Source organism: Streptomyces sp. CC53 (assembly GCF_001865245.1).
Taxonomy (GTDB): domain Bacteria; phylum Actinomycetota; class Actinomycetes; order Streptomycetales; family Streptomycetaceae; genus Streptomyces.
Genome location: NZ_MKXB01000079.1, coordinates 1 through 16511 on the forward strand (window position 1 = coordinate 1; position 16511 = coordinate 16511).

Here is a 16511-nt window from a genome sequence, read left to right on the forward strand (position 1 = left end):
CCCGCGGCGTCGGCGGGGCGCGGGGCGCGCGCCGGGACCGCGGCCGACGCCCGGGTGTGCCCGGCGGCGGGCGGCTGCCCTTCGCACGCCCCCGGGCGGCCTGCGGTCCCGCGGGCCTCCGCGGGGTCCACGGCGTCCGGGGCGGCTGCGACCGCCGGCTGCTCGGGAGCACCGGTCTCCCCAGGTGCCTTCTTGGGCCAGACCACGTACGTCAGGGCGATCAGCCCGTGGATGCCGGCCGCGCGCCACGCCCCGCCCATCCAGCTCTCCAGCGGCCCCACACGCCCGGGGTCGCCGACGTACCGGATCGCGGCCCACAGCAGCACCGTCGCCACGGACGCCCCCACCACCGTGCCGAGCCAGACCCGGCCCTCGTGGCGGGCGCGGGCCATGCCGTAGCGGGGCGGGCCCACCGGGCGGGGCGCCCCGCCGAAGCGGTGCGCGGCGTGACCGTCGAGCCACTTCACGGTCCGGTGCCCGTGCCCGACGGTGTAGCCGATGTACAGCGCGGCCAGGCCGTGATGCCAGCTCGGCTCGGCGCCGCCGCGCAGGTCCACCGCCGTGGCGACCAGCAGCACGACCTCCAGGAGCGGTTCGCACAGCAGCAGCGCCGCGCCCGTCTTCGGCATCCGCAGCAGGTAGCGGGTCGCGAGACCGGCCGCCAGGAGCACCCAGAAGCCGACCTCGCACACCAGGATCAGTGTCAGCACCATGCCGTCCAGCCTGCCGGGCCGGGTGCTGCCCCGCGTCGTCGGTGATGACGAGAACGCGCCGGGCGCCACTGCACCTTTCGATGTACGGGCGGCTCGGACCGGCCGGGGACGACCCCGCGGGCCGGGCCGTGTTGGATGGGTGCCGTGACACTGCCCCGGCCCCCGCACCGCCACGACGTCCTGATGTCCGCCGTCGGACTGGCGCTGGGTCTGCTGCTGTGGAGGCTCGGACTGCACATGCAGGGCCCGCAGCACGCGGTGTTCCACTCGGACTGGCTGATGCTCGTCCCGCTTCTCGTCGTCGCGGGCCTGGAGCTGGTGCGCCGGACGCTGCCCAGGACGGCCCTGCTGGTCGGCACGCTCGCCCTCGTCGCGGACCAGCTCACCCGGGGCAACATCGCGACCGTCCTGATGTTCACCGACCTGGTGTACGCGGCGGTGGTGTACGGCACGCCCGCCTCCGCCCGCCGGATCCCGGTCACCACGGGGCTGATCACCGTGGGCGTGTCGCTGGGGTTCCTGGCCTGGTGGCAGGAGCCGGAGGGACTGCTGGTGGGGGTGCTGACGGGCCTGGTGTCGTTCGCGCCCGCCGCGACCGGCGCGATCGTCCGGGCCCACCGGGAGGCCGCCGACGCGGCCCGGCTGCGCGCCGAACAGACCGCGCTGCTCGCGGAGATGGACCGCCGGGAGGCCGTGGTCGCCGAACGCGCCCGGATGGCCCGGGAGCTGCACGACATGGTGGCGGGGCACCTGTCGGCCATCGCGATCCACTCGACGGCCGCGCTGTCCCTGGACGACCCGGCCACCACCCGGGAGGCGATGGGGGTGATCCGGGAGAACAGCGTCGAGGGCCTGGCCGAGATGCGCCGGCTGATCACCCTCCTCAGGGAGGGCGCGGGGCACGAGGAGCCCGCGCCCGCGCCCACCCTGGCCGGGATCGGTGCGCTGGTGCGGCAGGCGGAGACGGCGGGCACGGCCGGGGGGCTGGCGTTCGCGTGGGACGGGCCGCCGCCGCAGGACGGGGGTGCGCCGCTGCCCGCGCCGGTGGAGCTAGCGGCTTACCGCATCGTGCAGGAGTCCCTCACCAACGCGCTCAAGCACGCTGCGCCCGGCACCGTGGCGGTGGCGCTCGACCGCACCGACGAGGCGCTGACCGTGCAGGTGACGAGCGTCCACGGCGAGGCCGCCCCGGACGGCCCGCGCGCCCCCGGGTCGGGCGCCGGGCTGGTCGGCATGCGGGAGCGTGCGGCCCTGCTGGGCGGCGTGTTCGAGGCGGGCCCCGCCGACGCCACCGGGGGCGGCAGGATCTGGCGGGTGCGGGCCGTGCTGCCCGTGCGGAAGGACGACAAGGAGCCGTCGGCATGACGTCCAGCAGCAGCATCCGGGTGCTCGTCGCGGAGGACCAGAGGTCCGTGCGGGCCGGACTGGTCCTCATCCTGCGCAGCGCGCCCGACATCGAGGTGGTCGGCGAGGCGGGCGACGGCGAGGCCGCCGTGCGGCTGGCCCGGGACCTGCGGCCCGACGTGGTCCTCATGGACGTGCAGATGCCGCTGCTGGACGGGGTGGAGGCGACGCGCCGGGTGGTCGCGGAGGGCCTGGCGGACGTGCTGGTCCTCACCACCTTCGACCTGGACGCGTACGTGTTCGGCGCGCTGCGGGCCGGCGCCTCCGGGTTCCTGCTGAAGAACACGGAGGCACGGGACCTCGTCGAGGCGGTGCGGACCGTGGCACGCGGCGAGGGGCTGATCGCGCCGGCGGTCACGCGCCGTCTGATCGCGGAGTTCGCGGCGCCCGCCGGCCGACCCGTGCGCGCGGCGAACGCACCCGATCCGGCCGTTCTCGACCCGCTCACCCGGCGTGAGCGGGAGGTCCTCGCCTGCCTCGGGGAGGGCCTGTCGAACGCGCAGGTCGCGGTGCGCCTCGACATGGCGGAGGCCACGGTGAAGACGCACGTCAGCCGGTTGCTGAACAAGCTGGGGCTGCGCAGCCGGGTGCAGGCGGCGGTGCTGGCGCAGGAGTTGGGCGTCGGGACGGAGAGCGACGACCGGCCCTGAGCGACCCGCGCAAACCAGCCGTCCCCGTCTCACCACAACTGGTCTGGACCTATTGACGATTGGTCCAGACCTTCCTACGCTCGCGGCGCGCACCTTGTCATGGACGCACGGACCCCCACCATGTCCGTCCCCCTCTTGAGGAGCACCGTGAGCACGAGCACTCAAGCACCACCGCGCAGATCAGGACTCCTGGCCAGAGCCACGGCCGGAGCCACCGCACTCCTGCTTCCGCTGGCCGCACTGGTCGGCCTCGCCACACCCGCCCAGGCCGCCGCGTCGGCCACCGCCACCTACACCAAGACCCAGGACTGGGGCAGCGGCTTCGAGGGCAAGTGGACGGTGAAGAACACCGGCACCACCACCCTCAGCTCCTGGACCGTCGAGTGGGACTTCCCCTCGGGCACCTCCGTCACCTCCGCCTGGGACGCCGACGTCACGAACAGCGGCACCCACTGGACCGCCAAGAACAAGACCTGGAACGGCACCCTCGCCCCGGGCGCCTCCGTCACCTTCGGCTTCAACGGCACCGGCTCCGGCTCCCCGTCCGGCTGCAAGCTGAACGGCGGGTCCTGCGACGGCGGCCCGAGCGAGCCCGGCGACACGCCGCCCTCCGCGCCCGGCACCCCGAGCGCCTCCGGCATCACCGACACCTCGGTCAAGCTGAGCTGGACCGCGGCCACCGACGACAAGGGCGTCAAGAACTACGACGTCCTGCGCGACGGCGCCAAGGTCGCCACGGTGACCGGCCTGACCTACACCGACTCGGGCCTCACCGCGGGCACCGACTACTCGTACGCCGTCCAGGCCCGTGACACCGCCGACCAGACCGGCGCGGTCAGCGGCTCGGTCGCGGTCCGCACCACGGGCGGCGACGGTGGCCCCGGCCCCGGCCCCTCCTCCAAGGTCAACCTCGGCTACTTCACCAACTGGGGCGTCTACGGGCGCAACTACCACGTCAAGAACCTCGTGACGTCGGGCTCGGCCGAGAAGATCACGCACATCAACTACGCCTTCGGCAACGTCCAGGGCGGCAAGTGCACCATCGGCGACGCCTACGCCGACTACGACAAGGCGTACACCGCCGCCCAGTCCGTCGACGGCGTCGCCGACACCTGGGACCAGCCGCTGCGCGGCAACTTCAACCAGCTGCGCAAGCTGAAGGCGAAGTACCCGCACATCAAGGTGCTGTGGTCCTTCGGCGGCTGGACCTGGTCCGGCGGCTTCGGCCAGGCGATCCAGAACCCGGACGCCTTCGCCAAGTCCTGCTACGACCTGGTGGAGGACCCGCGCTGGGCCGACGTCTTCGACGGCATCGACCTGGACTGGGAGTACCCGAACGCCTGCGGTCTGACCTGCGACACCAGCGGCCAGAACGCCATGTCCAAGATGATGAAGTCCATGCGGGCCACGTTCGGTCCGAACAACCTGGTCACCGCGGCGATCACCGCCGACGCCTCGGCCGGCGGCAAGATCGACGCCGCCGACTACGGCCCGGCCGCGCAGTACGTCGACTGGTACAACGTGATGACGTACGACTTCTTCGGCGCGTGGGCGGCCAAGGGCCCGACGGCCCCGCACTCCCCGCTCACCTCCTACGCGGGCATCCCGCAGCAGGGCTTCAACTCCGCCGAGGCCATCGCCAAGCTGAAGGCCAAGGGCGTCCCGTCCGAGAAGCTCCTGCTCGGCATCGGCTTCTACGGGCGCGGCTGGACCGGCGTGACCCAGAAGGAGCCGGGCGGCACCGCCACCGGCCCGGCGGCCGGCACGTACGAGCAGGGCATCGAGGACTACAAGGTCCTCAAGGCCACCTGCCCGGCGAACGGCACCGTCGCCGGCACCGCGTACGCGCACTGCGGCACCAACTGGTGGAGCTACGACACCCCGCAGACGATCCTGTCCAAGATGGCCTGGGCGAACAACCAGGGCCTGGGCGGCGCGTTCTTCTGGGAGTTCAGCGGTGACACCAGCAACGGTGAGCTCGTCAGCGCGATCCACACCGGTCTCAACTAGTCCCCAGCGGACCTGAGACCACATCGGGCCGCACCCTCGCGGAGGGTGCGGCCCGATCCGTACGGGAGCGCGGATGCCCACGGGGCGTACGGCCCGCGGCGGGGCCGGCGCACACCGGGTCCGCGGTACTACGCCACGTTGACCCGCTGTCCGGGGGGCGCCGCCTCCAGCCAGGCCAGGAAACCCGTGAGCGCGTCCTCGCTCATCGCCAGTTCCAGCCTCACGCCCTGGTGCAGGCAGCCGAGCACCACGGAGTCCGACAACAGCGCCAGCTCCTCCTCGCCCTCCGGCATCCGGCGGGCGAGCACCTCGATGGCGTCGCGGTCCAGCACCCGGCGCGGCCTCGGCGCGTACGAGAAGACCCGGAACCACCCGATCCGGTCACCGCTGTAGCGGGCGACGCCGTACACCCAGCCCTTGCCGGAGGCGTCGCCGCCCTCGGGGACGTTCCAGCGCAGGCTGCAGTCGAAGGTGCCACCGGAACGCTGGATGAGCCGCCGACGCAGACCGAACATGAAGAGTCCGATCACCACCAGTGCGACGACCAGTGCGCTCAGCAGCAGAGCGAGGACCATCTCCACCGACCTCCTCGCTTCTCCCCGTTACGGATACGTCCGGTACCAATCTGCCACCTGCATCGCCTCAGCCGCGGCCCGGTCTGGAGAATCCAGCCCGGGCCGCGGCTGAGGGGTGCCGGCCCGCCCCGCGGTGCGGGACGGGCCGGCGACGTACGTCCGCGGTGGTGCGCCGGTCAGCGCGCCGCCGCCGCCGTCACCGCGCGCAGTCGGATCTCGGCGCGCCGCTCGGCGGCGGCGTCCGCGTCCGACTTGGCGCGCTCCAGCGCGCGCTCGGCGCGCTGGGTGTCGATCTCCTCCGCGAGCTCGGCGATCTCCGCCAGCAGCGACAGCTTGTCGTCGGCGAAGGTGATGAAACCGCCGTGCACCGCGGCGACGACCGTTCCGCCGTCACTCGTACGGATGGTCACCGGGCCCGACTCCAGCACACCGAGCAGCGGCTGGTGCCCGGGCATGACGCCGATGTCGCCGGAGGTGGTGCGCGCGATGACCAGGGTGGCCTCGCCGGACCAGACACTCCGGTCCGCGGCGACCAGCTCGACGTGCAGCTCAGCAGCCAAGGGTGGCTCCTCGGGTCACCACCCGGCGGGATGTGCCGGGTGTTGGGTCACAAGTCTAGTAGGGCAGCAGGTCCTGTTGTGGGCGGACGCCCCCGCCCCGGAGCGGGCTCGCGGGGAGGGACGGCTGCGCACGACGGGACCGGCCGCCCGCCCGGGGACGCGGGTCCCCGGGGGGGGCGGGGACGGGTCCCCGGCTGTGCATGGTGAAGGGGGCGGGGCCGGCCCGCCCCCTTCGGAAGGCACCGGCGTCAGGAGACGCCGAGCTCCTTCGCGTTGTTCTTCAGGTCCTCGAGACCACCGCACATGAAGAACGCCTGCTCCGGGAAGTGGTCGAACTCACCGTCGCAGATCGCGTTGAACGCGGCGATGGACTCGTCCAGCGGAACGTCCGAACCGTCCACGCCGGTGAACTGCTTCGCCGCGTGGGTGTTCTGGGACAGGAAGCGCTCGACACGACGGGCGCGGTGGACGACCAGCTTGTCCTCTTCGCCCAGCTCGTCGATACCGAGGATCGCGATGATGTCCTGGAGGTCCTTGTACTTCTGCAGGATCCCCTTGACGCGCATCGCCGTCTCGTAGTGGTCCTTCGCGATGTAGCGAGGGTCCAGGATGCGGGACGTGGAGTCCAGCGGGTCCACGGCCGGGTAGATGCCCTTCTCGGAGATCGGACGGGAGAGAACCGTCGTCGCGTCGAGGTGGGCGAAGGTGGTGGCCGGGGCCGGGTCGGTCAGGTCGTCGGCGGGGACGTAGATCGCCTGCATCGAGGTGATCGAGTGACCGCGGGTCGACGTGATGCGCTCCTGGAGGAGACCCATCTCGTCGGCCAGGTTCGGCTGGTAACCCACCGCGGACGGCATGCGGCCGAGCAGGGTGGACACCTCGGAACCGGCCTGGGTGAAGCGGAAGATGTTGTCGATGAAGAACAGCACGTCCTGCTTCTGGACGTCGCGGAAGTACTCCGCCATCGTCAGACCGGCCAGGGCGACGCGCAGACGGGTACCCGGGGGCTCGTCCATCTGGCCGAAGACCAGCGCCGTCTTGTCGAGGACGCCGGACTCCTCCATCTCCGCGATGAGGTCGTTGCCCTCACGGGTGCGCTCGCCGACGCCCGCGAAGACGGAGACGCCCTCGTGGAGGTTGGCGACACGCATGATCATTTCCTGGATCAGCACGGTCTTGCCGACACCGGCACCACCGAACAGACCGATCTTTCCACCCTTGACGTACGGGGTGAGGAGGTCGACGACCTTCAGGCCGGTCTCGAACATCTCGGTCTTGGACTCGAGCTGGTCGAAGGCGGGGGCCTTGCGGTGGATCGCCCAGCGCTCGGTCTCCTGGCCGTTGGCCTCCGGCTCATTCAGCACCTCACCGAGGGTGTTGAACACCTTACCCTTGGTGAAGTCGCCGACCGGGACGGTGATGCCGTTGCCGGTGTCGACGACCGGGGCCTGGCGGACCAGGCCGTCGGTCGGCTGCATCGCGATCGTACGGACCAGGCCCTCACCGAGGTGCTGGGCGACCTCCAGGGTCAGGGTCCGGGTGCTGCCGGGGTTGGCCGGGTCGGCCACATCGACGTGCAGCGCGTTGTAGATCTCCGGCATCGCGTCGACGGGGAACTCCACGTCGACGACCGGGCCGATGACCCGGGCGACGCGGCCAGTCGCCGTGGCCGTCTCAACAGTGGTCGTCATTACTTGTCACTCCCCGCGGTCGCGTCGGCCAGGGCGCTCGCGCCACCGACGATCTCGCTGATTTCCTGGGTGATTTCGGCCTGGCGGGCCTGGTTGGCAAGACGGGTGTACGTGTTGATCAGTTCACCCGCGTTGTCCGTCGCGGACTTCATCGCCTTGCGGCGGGCCGCGTGCTCGGACGCGGCCGCCTGCAGCAGGGCGTTGTAGATCCGGCTCTCGACGTACCGGGGCATGAGGGCGTCCAGGACGTCCTCCGCCGACGGCTCGAAGTCGAACAGCGGCAGCAGTTCCTTCTTCGCGCCCTCGCCGTCCTCGGCCTCGGAGAGGCTGAGGGGCAGCAGCCGGTTGTCGACCGGCGTCTGCGTCAGCATCGACACGAACTCGGTGAAGACGATGTGGAGCTCGTCCACACCCCCCTGCGCCGTGTCCTTCTCGATCGCCTCGATCAGCGGCGCCGCGACCTTCTTGGCGTCCGCGTACGACGGGTTGTCGGTGAAACCGGTCCACGAGTCCGTGACCGGCATCTCACGGAAGCCGTAGTAGGCGACACCCTTGCGGCCGACGATGTAGGTGTCGACCTCCTTGCCCTCACCGCGCAGCCGCTCGGTCAGGACGCCCGCCGCCTTGATGGCGTTGGAGGAGTAGCCGCCGGCCAGACCGCGGTCGCTCGTGAGGAGCAGCACCGCGGCGCGGGTCGGGTTCTCCGCCTCCGTGGTCAGCGGGTGCTTGGCGTTCGAGCCGGTCGCCACCGCGGTGACCGCGCGGGTCAGCTCGGTCGCGTACGGCGTGGAGGCCGCCACCTTACGCTGCGCCTTGACGATGCGCGAGGCGGAGATCATCTCCATCGCCTTGGTGATCTTCTTGGTCGCCGTGACCGACTTGATCCGACGCTTGTAGACCCGGAGCTGGGCTCCCATGGATCAGGTCCCTTCCGTCGTCACTTCGAGACGTTGACGGCGGCCGGGGCGTCTTCGCCGAGCAGCTTGCCGTCCGACGTCTCGAACTGCTTCTTGAAGGAGCCGATGCACTCCGCGACCTTGTCGAGCGTGTCGTCCGACATCTTGCCGCCCTCGCGGATCGACGTCATGAGCGACTTGTGCTCGCGGTGCAGGTAGTCCAGCAGCTCGCTCTCGAAGCGGCGGATGTCCTCGACCGGCACGTCGTCCATCTTGCCGGTGGTGCCGGCCCAGACGGAGACGACCTGGTTCTCGGTCGACATGGGCTGGTACTGCGCCTGCTTCAGCAGCTCCACCATGCGCTTGCCACGCTCCAGGGCGGCCTTCGAAGCGGCGTCCAGGTCGGAACCGAAGGCGGCGAACGCCTCCAGCTCACGGAACTGGGCCAGGTCCACACGGAGGCGGCCGGAGACCTGCTTCATCGCCTTGTGCTGGGCGGAGCCACCGACACGGGAGACCGAGATACCGACGTTCAGGGCCGGGCGCTGACCGGCGTTGAACAGGTCGGACTCCAGGAAGCACTGGCCGTCGGTGATGGAGATGACGTTGGTCGGAATGAACGCCGACACGTCGTTCGCCTTGGTCTCGACGATCGGCAGACCGGTCATCGAACCGGCACCCATCTCGTCGGAGAGCTTCGCGCAGCGCTCCAGCAGGCGGGAGTGCAGGTAGAAGACGTCACCCGGGTAGGCCTCGCGGCCCGGCGGGCGGCGCAGGAGCAGCGACACGGCGCGGTACGCGTCGGCCTGCTTCGACAGGTCGTCGAAGACGATGAGGACGTGCTTGCCCTCGTACATCCACTGCTGACCGATGGCGGAGCCGGTGTAGGGCGCCAGGTACTTGAAGCCGGCCGGGTCGGACGCCGGGGCGGCGACGATGGTCGTGTACTCCAGGGCGCCGGCCTCCTCCAGCGCGCCGCGGACGGACGCGATGGTGGAGCCCTTCTGGCCGATGGCGACGTAGATGCAGCGGACCTGCTTCTTCGGGTCGCCGGTGCGCCAGTTGTCGCGCTGGTTGATGATCGTGTCGACGGCCAGGGCGGTCTTGCCGGTCTGGCGGTCGCCGATGATCAGCTGACGCTGACCGCGGCCGATCGGGGTCATGGCGTCGACGGCCTTGTAGCCGGTCTCCATGGGCTCGTGCACCGACTTGCGCTGCATGACCGTGGGGGCCTGCAGTTCGAGGGCACGGCGACCGGACGTCTCGATCTCGCCGAGGCCGTCGATCGGGTTGCCGAGCGGGTCGACGACGCGACCCAGGTAACCCTCGCCGACGGGGACGGACAGGACCTCGCCGGTGCGCTGGACCGACTGGCCCTCTTCGATGCCGCTGAACTCACCGAGGACGATCGCACCGATCTCGCGCTCCTCGAGGTTGAGGGCGAGACCGAGGGTGCCGTCCTCGAACTTCAGCAGCTCGTTGGCCATGGTCGAGGGCAGTCCCTCGACCTTGGCGATGCCGTCGCCGGCGAGGCTGACCGTACCGACCTCCTCGCGCGAGGCCGCGTCCGGCTTGTACGACTGGACGAAGTTCTCCAGTGCGTCCCGGATCTCCTCCGGCCGGATCGTGAGCTCCGCCATCTGGGTTCCCTGCTCTCCTTGTTGGGCCCGAAGTCTTCTTGGGGGGTCTGGGGGCTCCCCCCAGAACTTCTGCATCCTGTGCACGGCCCAACCGGGCCGTAGGTCACGCTTCTTTGATTTGCCGAGCTGGTACGCCGGGGCGTCAGCCCGCCAGTCGCCGGGACGCCTCGTCGAGGCGGCTGGCGATGGTGCCGTCGATGACCTCGTCGCCGACGCGCACGCTGATCCCGCCGAGGACCTCCGGGTCCACGTCCAGGTTGAGGTGCATCTGCCGGCCGTACAGCTTGGCCAGCACCGCGCCGAGACGCTGCTTCTGCTGGTCGCTGAGCGGCACCGCCGAGGTGACGACCGCGACCATCCGGTCACGCCGCGCCGCGGCGAGCTTGGACAGGGACTCGAGGCCCCCCTCCAGGCTACGTCCTCGGGGCTGGGTGGCCAGGCGGACGATCAGGCGCTCGGTGACCGGGTTCGCCCTGCCGCCGAGGAGGCCGCGCAGCAGCTCGCCCTTCGCGGTGGCCGTGGCGGTCCGGTCGGTGAGCGCGGCACGCAGCTCGGAGTGGGAGGCGACGATCCGGCTGAACCGGAACAGCTCGTCCTCCACGTCGTCGAGCGTGCCGGCGCCCTGCGCCGCGGTGAGCTCCGCGGTGCTCGCCAGCTCCTCGACCGCGTCGACCAGGTCGCGCGACTGGGACCAGCGGGCGCGGACCATGCCGGAGACCAGGTCGACGGTCTCGCCGCCCACCTGACCGCTCAGCAGTCGCGTGGCCAGGTCGGCCTTGGCCTCTCCGGCCTGCGCCGGGTCGGTGAGGACCCGACGCAGCGACACCTCGCGGTCGAGCAGCGCGGTGACGGCGGCCAGCTCCCCGGCGAGCTTCGCCGCGTCGACCGACGTGTTGTCGGTCAGCGCGTCGAGGCGCTCGCGCGCGGCAGCCAGTGCCTCGCGGCTCGCTCCGTTCATCGGGCGGCCTCGGCCTTCTCCTCGAGCTCGCCGAGGAAGCTGTCGATGACCCGGCTCTGGCGGGCGTGGTCCTCCAGGGACTCGCCGACCAGCTTGCCGGCGAGGCCGGTCGCCAGCTTGCCGACGTCCTGCCGCAGCACGGCGGCCGCGGCGGCGCGCTCGCGCTCGATCTGAGCGTGGCCCGTGGCGATGATCTCGTCGCGCTGGCGCTGACCTTCCGCCCTCATCTCGGCGATGATCGCGGCGCCCTGCTCCTGGGCCTCCTGCCGCAGACGCGCGGCCTCGTGGCGGGCCTCGTCCAGCTGGGCCCGGTACTGCTCGAGGACGCTCTGGGCCTCGACCTGTGCCGCCTCCGCCTTCTCCATGGAGCCTTCGATGGCTTCACGGCGCTCTTCCAGAGCCTTGTTGATCGTCGGAAGGAGCTTCTTGGCGAAGACGACGAAGACGATGCCGAAGGCGATCAGGCCGATGACGATCTCGGGCCAGACCGGGAGCAGCGGCATCTGCGGCTCTTCAGCTGCCAGATGCAACATGATGGACCTTTCCGTCGGTTACGGCTGCGTACGGACCGTTACTTGACGATGAACGGAACGACGAAGCCGATGAGGGCGAGGGCCTCGACGACAGCGAAGCCGAGCAGCATGTTCTGGCGGATGAGGCCGGCCGCCTCGGGCTGGCGGGCGATGGCCTGCACACCGTTGCCGAAGATGATGCCGATACCGATACCCGGGCCGATCGCGGCGAGGCCGTAACCGATGGTGCCGACGTTGCCGTTGACGGCCGCGAGGGTCTCGAGAGCAGCAGACATGTCCGTGGTTCCTTCTCTTGGTGGGCCGGTGGCTGGTGGTCCACCGGACGTCTTGGGTTAGCCGGGTGGCTGTTTCCTCAGTGCGCTTCTTCGAGCGCCTGGGACAGGTACGTGGCGGTCAGGACGGTGAACACGTAGGCCTGCAGCGCCTGGATGAACAGCTCGAAGACCGTGAGGACGAGCGTCATCAGGAAGGAGGCCGAGGCGTAGACGGTGCCCAGGACCGTTCCGAGCATGTACCACGTGGCGATCGTGAAGATCAGGATCAGGATGTGGCCCGCGAACATGTTCGCGAAGAGTCGTACGGCCAGCGTGAACGGGCGCACGAAGACGTTCGACACGAACTCGAGCGGCGTCAGCAGCACGTAGATCGGCTTCGGGAGGCCGCTCGGCACGCAGAGGTTGCGGAAGCCGCCGACGAGGCCGTTGGTGCGGAAGGTGACCGTCATGTAGGTGATCCACACCAGCAGCGCGAGGCCGACCGGATAGGCGATGACGGAGCTCACCGGGAACTGGGCCAGCGGAACCAGTGCCCAGAGGTTGAGCATCCACACGAAGAAGAAGAGGGACACCAGGAGCGGGACGAACGGCTCGCCCTTCTTCCCGATGACCTCTCGGGCCACGCCCTGCCGGACGAACTCGTAGAGCGCCTCGGCGACCATCTGCAGCTTGCCGGGCACGACCTTGGCGTTGCCGAAGGCCGCCCAGAAGAAGGCGATGATGCCGAAGGTGCCGATGATCGCCAGCAGCATCGGCTTGTTGAACTCGACGGGGCCGATCTCAAAGATCGGTTCGAAGATGAACGACCACACGGAAGGGGCGGGGAAGCCACAATCCTGGAACAGATGGCAGTCGACCTCGAAGGCGAGCGTCTGGGCGTCAGCAGTCACCAAGAGCTCCTTCTGCATGGCGCATGGTTACGGCAACCTCGTTGTATCGGAGCGGCAGGCAGCCGCAGGTCGGCACCGGACTGGTCTTACAGGGGTGGTGGCGGCGGACAGGCCTGGAGCCTCGCGATGGGGTCGGCGGCAGCTCATCTGCCCGCACCCTCAGTGCCGCAGTTGGAACCGGACGATAGCAGCCCTGCTGGCGGACGCTTATATCGCCCCTACTTCTCATCGGGCACCTCTGCACCCCGCGGCCGGTGCGTGGCCTCCGCGACGGGCTCGACGTACGGGATCCGCGCCTTCATGTGGGCCCGGGCCTGTGCGGCGACCCACACCAGCGTCGCGGTCACGAGCGTGAGCGCCAGCGCCTTGAGGTCGAACCGCGTGGTGTCCCGGACGGCCATGACGAAAGCGAGCAGCAGGACGAGCTGGACGGAGTAGACCATCAGCCCCATGCCCTGGAAGAGCTGGGGCATGGCCTTGGCCACGTACTGGAGCGCCAACTGCCCGAGCGCCATGAAGAGCAGCACGACGAGTGCGCCCAACGCGGAGCCGATCGCGCCCTCCGTTCCTGCCGTCAGGGCGCTCACGGCGATGGCGAGCACACCGACGGCAGCCGTGGGTACGACCATCGGAAGAAGTGCGCGGGTGGCGCTGGGGGGCATGGCGGCGTCTCCGCTACTGAGGGCAGGCAGGCGTGTCGTCATGGACAAAGCTAGACCCGGTGTGATGGCGAATCGTCGGAGCCAAGAGGCCATCGCACAACGACCACCCAACTGTCCCCGGGTCTCGTGAACGGTATCACAAACTTTTTGGCGAGGTCTTTACCCGAAAGTGTGCCAACACTCACACATGAGAGGGACAGTGCGCGTGTGTGCGCGACACGCGTGGGCTTTGTCTGGTAATGCCCCGACTAGGCTGCTTCCGTCAACTCGATGTTCCGGCCTTCCGTCGTTCGGGGAGGTGCGCACGGGCCCCGATGGCGGTCGCCCCGTTGATGCCGACCGGCACCCGGAGGTCCTCGTCCGCCGCGGCGTCCGCGTCGGGTGACCCGCCCTCGCCGGCCTCCGGACCGCCGGCCGCGTACCCCTTGCGGAACCTGCGGCGGCGGTAGCGGGGCGGCACGAACGACTGGGCCCACAGCGGCGCCCGCGGCTTGAAACGGGGCAGGAGCAGCAGCACCAGGCCGATGGCGCTGAGCGCCACGATCGGCAGCATGATCCACATGGACGCGGAGTGCACCGAGTACATCAGCGTCCCGAAGGCGATCAGCGCGGACCAGAAGTACATGATGAAGACGGCCCGGCTGTGCGAGTGGCCGACCTCCAGGAGCCGGTGGTGCAGGTGGCCCCGGTCGGCGGCGAACGGCGACTGGCCCTTCCAGGTGCGCCGCACGATGGCCAGGAACAGGTCGGCCATCGGGATCGCGATGATGGTCAGCGGCAGCAGCAGCGGGATGAAGACCGGCAGCGCTGCGTGGGTGGCCTGCCGGGTGGAGCCGCCCTCGAAGATCTTCAGCGTGTCCGGGTCGACCTGCCCGGTGATGGAGATGGCCGACGCGGCGAGCACCAGGCCGATCAGCATGGAGCCGGAGTCGCCCATGAAGATGCGCGCCGGGTGCATGTTGTGCGGCAGGAAGCCCAGGCACATCCCGATCAGCACGGCCGCGAAGAGCGTCGCCGGAGCGGCCGCCTCGATGCCGTACCCGAACCAGAGCCGGTACGCGTAGAGGAAGAACGCGGCCGAGGCGATGCAGACCATGCCGGCGGCCAGCCCGTCCAGCCCGTCGACGAAGTTCACCGCGTTGATGGTGAGGACCACCAGCGCGACCGTCAGCAGCGTGCCCTGGCCCTGGGTCAGACCGACCGTGCCGATGCCCGGGATGGGCAGCCAGAGGATCGTCAGGCCCTGCACGACCATGACGCCCGCGGCGATCATCTGCGCACCGAGCTTGATCAGGGCGTCGATCTCGAACTTGTCGTCGAGGACGCCGATCAGCCAGATCAGCGCGGCGCCGGAGAGCAGGGCGCGCGGCTCGTTCGACAGGGCGAAGACGCTGTTCAGCCGGTCCAGGTGGTCCGCGACCAGCAGGCCGGAGCAGAGCCCGAAGAACATCGCGATGCCGCCGAGCCTGGGGGTCGGCTCCCGGTGCACGTCACGGGCCCGGATCTCCGGCATCGCACCGGAGGCAATGGCGAACTTCCGCACCGGCCCGGTGAGGAGGTAGGTCACCGCAGCCGTGATGCAGAGCGTCAGCAGGTAGTTACGCACGGGCTGCCCCACAGGAATCGCTGGCCATCACAGCCCCACACCCTAGTCCCGCCGGTCATGTGGTGGAGGACACCGCGGGGCGGCGTGCGGTTCCGGACCGGCCGGGAAAGGGCGCTCGGGGGCGGTTCTCACCCCCGGTACGGGGGAAAGGCCGCGGCGAGTTCACGGACCGCCTCCCGGACGGCCGGCGGATCCTGCGGGCCCCTCAGGGCCGACGCGAACAGCTCCGCGGTCCGCTCCATCTCGGCCGGCCCCATCCCCTGCGTGGTCACCGCCGCCGTCCCCAGGCGGATCCCGCGCGCGTGGCCGTGCGGCAGGGCACAGGTGTCCACCACGATCCCGGCGGCCGCGAGGCGCGTCCGCGCGGCCCGCCCGTCGACGCCGAGGGGCGCCGGATCCGCCGTGACGAGGTGGGTGTCCGTGCCGCCGGTGGTGACCGTGCAGCCGCGGGCGGCGAGCGCCGCGGCGAGGGTGCGCGCGTTGGCCACGACCTGTCGGGCGTAGGCCGCGAAGGCGGGGGTCGCCGCCTCGCCGAAGGCCACGGCCTTGGCGGCGATGGTGTGCATCTGGGCGCCGCCCTGGGTGAACGGGAACACGGCCCGGTCGATCCGCCCGGCCAGTTCCCCGCCGCACAGCAGCATGCCTCCGCGCGGCCCGCGCAGCACCTTGTGGGTGGTGGCGCACACGACGTCGGCGTACGGCACCGGGTTGGGCGCCGCTCCCCCGGCGACGAGCCCGATCGGGTGGGCGGCGTCGACGATCAGGGCGGCGCCCACCTCGTCGGCGATCTCCCGGAAGGCCGCGTAGTCCAGGTGGCGGGGGTACGCGATGGACCCGCAGACGATCGCCCTGGGGCGGTGCTGGTGGGCGAGGGCGCGGACCTGGTGGTGGTCGACGAGCCCGCTCTCCGCGTCGACGCCGTACGGCACGAAGTCGAACCACCGGCCGGAGAAGTTCGCCGGCGAGCCGTGCGTGAGGTGCCCGCCGTGCGCGAGGCCCAGGGCGAGGACGGTGTCCCCGGGACGCAGGAGGGCGGCGTAGGCGGCGAGCACGGCGGCGGCCCCGGAGTGGGGTTGCACGTTGGCGTGCTCGGCGCCGAACAGGGCGCGGGCCCGGTCGACGGCGATCCGCTCGGCGGCGTCGGCGTACTCGCAGCCGCCGTGGTGGCGGGCGCCCGGATAGCCCTCGGCGTACTTGTTGGCGAGCCGGGACCCGAGCGCGGCGAGCACGGCGGGCGAGGTGAAGTTCTCGGCGGCGACCAGTTGCAGGCAGTCCTCCTGCCGACGTGCCTCGCCGTCGAGCACATCGGCGATCTCGGGGTCCTGCCGGCGCAGCGCCTCGGGGTCGGCCCCGTACGCGCGTGTCTCGCCGACTCCAGCGGTGACCGACATCAGTGCCTCCAGGCACACCAGACGACCCGGCCCCCGTGTCCTCCAATATAGGCCCGG

General features: G+C 70.7%; 15 protein-coding genes and 1 pseudogene. 3 read left to right on the forward strand and 13 right to left on the reverse strand.

The window, feature by feature from the left end:
• Positions 1 to 161: 161 nt before the first annotated feature.
• Positions 162 to 713 (reverse strand): annotated as a pseudogene (locus BJP40_RS07145) (hypothetical protein); the annotation flags it as partial.
• 144 nt (positions 714 to 857) lie between these two features.
• On the opposite strand from BJP40_RS07145, the gene BJP40_RS07150 reads away from it, so the two are divergent.
• The 3 genes from BJP40_RS07150 (at position 858) to BJP40_RS07160 (ending at position 4777) form a co-directional block, all read left to right on the forward strand.
• The gene (locus BJP40_RS07150; RefSeq protein WP_371258607.1) at positions 858 to 2078 is read left to right on the forward strand and encodes a sensor histidine kinase; all 1221 of its coding nucleotides are present in this window, start codon (positions 858 to 860) and stop codon (positions 2076 to 2078) included.
• The gene (locus BJP40_RS07155; protein ID WP_071279530.1) at positions 2075 to 2767 is read left to right on the forward strand and encodes a response regulator transcription factor; all 693 of its coding nucleotides are present in this window, start codon (positions 2075 to 2077) and stop codon (positions 2765 to 2767) included. The genes BJP40_RS07150 and BJP40_RS07155 overlap by 4 nt, the downstream gene beginning before the upstream one ends.
• Before the next feature lie 120 nt (positions 2768 to 2887).
• The gene (locus tag BJP40_RS07160) at positions 2888 to 4777 is read left to right on the forward strand and encodes a glycoside hydrolase family 18 chitinase (RefSeq protein ID WP_071279532.1); all 1890 of its coding nucleotides are present in this window, start codon (positions 2888 to 2890) and stop codon (positions 4775 to 4777) included.
• A gap of 128 nt (positions 4778 to 4905) precedes the next feature.
• On the opposite strand, the gene BJP40_RS07165 is transcribed toward BJP40_RS07160, so the two are convergent.
• The 12 genes from BJP40_RS07165 to glyA form a co-directional block, all read right to left on the reverse strand.
• Complete coding sequence (locus tag BJP40_RS07165) at positions 4906 to 5352, reverse strand: DUF2550 domain-containing protein (RefSeq protein WP_071267920.1); 447 nt, start codon at positions 5350 to 5352, stop codon at positions 4906 to 4908.
• 176 nt (positions 5353 to 5528) lie between these two features.
• Positions 5529 to 5912: a F0F1 ATP synthase subunit epsilon gene (locus BJP40_RS07170; RefSeq protein ID WP_071265778.1), complete on the reverse strand. Its 384-nt coding sequence runs from the start codon at positions 5910 to 5912 to the stop codon at positions 5529 to 5531.
• Positions 5913 to 6160: 248 nt separating this feature from the next.
• Positions 6161 to 7603 carry a F0F1 ATP synthase subunit beta gene (gene atpD, locus BJP40_RS07175; protein WP_071265776.1) on the reverse strand — a complete coding sequence of 481 codons (1443 nt, stop codon included), beginning with the start codon at positions 7601 to 7603 and terminating at the stop codon, positions 6161 to 6163.
• Positions 7603 to 8520 carry a F0F1 ATP synthase subunit gamma gene (locus tag BJP40_RS07180; RefSeq protein ID WP_071265774.1) on the reverse strand — a complete coding sequence of 306 codons (918 nt, stop codon included), beginning with the start codon at positions 8518 to 8520 and terminating at the stop codon, positions 7603 to 7605. The genes atpD and BJP40_RS07180 overlap by 1 nt, the downstream gene beginning before the upstream one ends.
• A 20-nt stretch (positions 8521 to 8540) precedes the next feature.
• Positions 8541 to 10139, reverse strand: a complete 1599-nt coding sequence (gene atpA / locus BJP40_RS07185; RefSeq protein WP_071265772.1) for a F0F1 ATP synthase subunit alpha — start codon at positions 10137 to 10139, stop codon at positions 8541 to 8543.
• A gap of 142 nt (positions 10140 to 10281) precedes the next feature.
• Complete coding sequence (locus BJP40_RS07190) at positions 10282 to 11097, reverse strand: F0F1 ATP synthase subunit delta (protein WP_071265770.1); 816 nt, start codon at positions 11095 to 11097, stop codon at positions 10282 to 10284.
• Positions 11094 to 11630 carry a F0F1 ATP synthase subunit B gene (locus tag BJP40_RS07195; RefSeq protein ID WP_071265768.1) on the reverse strand — a complete coding sequence of 179 codons (537 nt, stop codon included), beginning with the start codon at positions 11628 to 11630 and terminating at the stop codon, positions 11094 to 11096. The genes BJP40_RS07190 and BJP40_RS07195 overlap by 4 nt, the downstream gene beginning before the upstream one ends.
• A 38-nt stretch (positions 11631 to 11668) precedes the next feature.
• Positions 11669 to 11905, reverse strand: a complete 237-nt coding sequence (gene atpE, locus BJP40_RS07200; protein ID WP_071265766.1) for an ATP synthase F0 subunit C — start codon at positions 11903 to 11905, stop codon at positions 11669 to 11671.
• A 77-nt stretch (positions 11906 to 11982) separates the two neighbouring features.
• Entirely contained in the window at positions 11983 to 12813 is an 831-nt protein-coding gene (gene atpB / locus BJP40_RS07205) for a F0F1 ATP synthase subunit A (protein WP_071265764.1), read from the reverse strand.
• Positions 12814 to 13013: 200 nt separating this feature from the next.
• Positions 13014 to 13457 carry a hypothetical protein gene (locus tag BJP40_RS07210; protein ID WP_071265763.1) on the reverse strand — a complete coding sequence of 148 codons (444 nt, stop codon included), beginning with the start codon at positions 13455 to 13457 and terminating at the stop codon, positions 13014 to 13016.
• Positions 13458 to 13719: 262 nt separating this feature from the next.
• The gene (locus tag BJP40_RS07215; protein WP_193097133.1) at positions 13720 to 15075 is read right to left on the reverse strand and encodes an MraY family glycosyltransferase; all 1356 of its coding nucleotides are present in this window, start codon (positions 15073 to 15075) and stop codon (positions 13720 to 13722) included.
• Between the two features lie 116 nt (positions 15076 to 15191).
• Positions 15192 to 16454 carry a serine hydroxymethyltransferase gene (gene glyA / locus BJP40_RS07220; RefSeq protein WP_071265780.1) on the reverse strand — a complete coding sequence of 421 codons (1263 nt, stop codon included), beginning with the start codon at positions 16452 to 16454 and terminating at the stop codon, positions 15192 to 15194.
• Between the last annotated feature and the right edge of the window lie 57 nt (positions 16455 to 16511).

Excerpts from the sequence above, each read along its gene's own strand:
- BJP40_RS07155 (WP_071279530.1), top strand. The coding sequence starts at position 2,075 with ATGACGTCCAGCAGCAGCATCCGGGTGCTCGTCGCGGAGGACCAGAGG.
- BJP40_RS07160 (WP_071279532.1), top strand. The coding sequence starts at position 2,888 with ATGTCCGTCCCCCTCTTGAGGAGCACCGTGAGCACGAGCACTCAAGCA.
- BJP40_RS07165 (WP_071267920.1), bottom strand. The coding sequence starts at position 5,352 with ATGGTCCTCGCTCTGCTGCTGAGCGCACTGGTCGTCGCACTGGTGGTG.
- atpD (WP_071265776.1), bottom strand. The coding sequence starts at position 7,603 with ATGACGACCACTGTTGAGACGGCCACGGCGACTGGCCGCGTCGCCCGG.
- BJP40_RS07180 (WP_071265774.1), bottom strand. The coding sequence starts at position 8,520 with ATGGGAGCCCAGCTCCGGGTCTACAAGCGTCGGATCAAGTCGGTCACG.
- atpA (WP_071265772.1), bottom strand. The coding sequence starts at position 10,139 with ATGGCGGAGCTCACGATCCGGCCGGAGGAGATCCGGGACGCACTGGAG.
- BJP40_RS07190 (WP_071265770.1), bottom strand. The coding sequence starts at position 11,097 with ATGAACGGAGCGAGCCGCGAGGCACTGGCTGCCGCGCGCGAGCGCCTC.
- BJP40_RS07195 (WP_071265768.1), bottom strand. The coding sequence starts at position 11,630 with ATGTTGCATCTGGCAGCTGAAGAGCCGCAGATGCCGCTGCTCCCGGTC.
- atpE (WP_071265766.1), bottom strand. The coding sequence starts at position 11,905 with ATGTCTGCTGCTCTCGAGACCCTCGCGGCCGTCAACGGCAACGTCGGC.
- atpB (WP_071265764.1), bottom strand. The coding sequence starts at position 12,813 with ATGCAGAAGGAGCTCTTGGTGACTGCTGACGCCCAGACGCTCGCCTTC.
- BJP40_RS07210 (WP_071265763.1), bottom strand. The coding sequence starts at position 13,457 with ATGCCCCCCAGCGCCACCCGCGCACTTCTTCCGATGGTCGTACCCACG.
- glyA (WP_071265780.1), bottom strand. The coding sequence starts at position 16,454 with ATGTCGGTCACCGCTGGAGTCGGCGAGACACGCGCGTACGGGGCCGAC.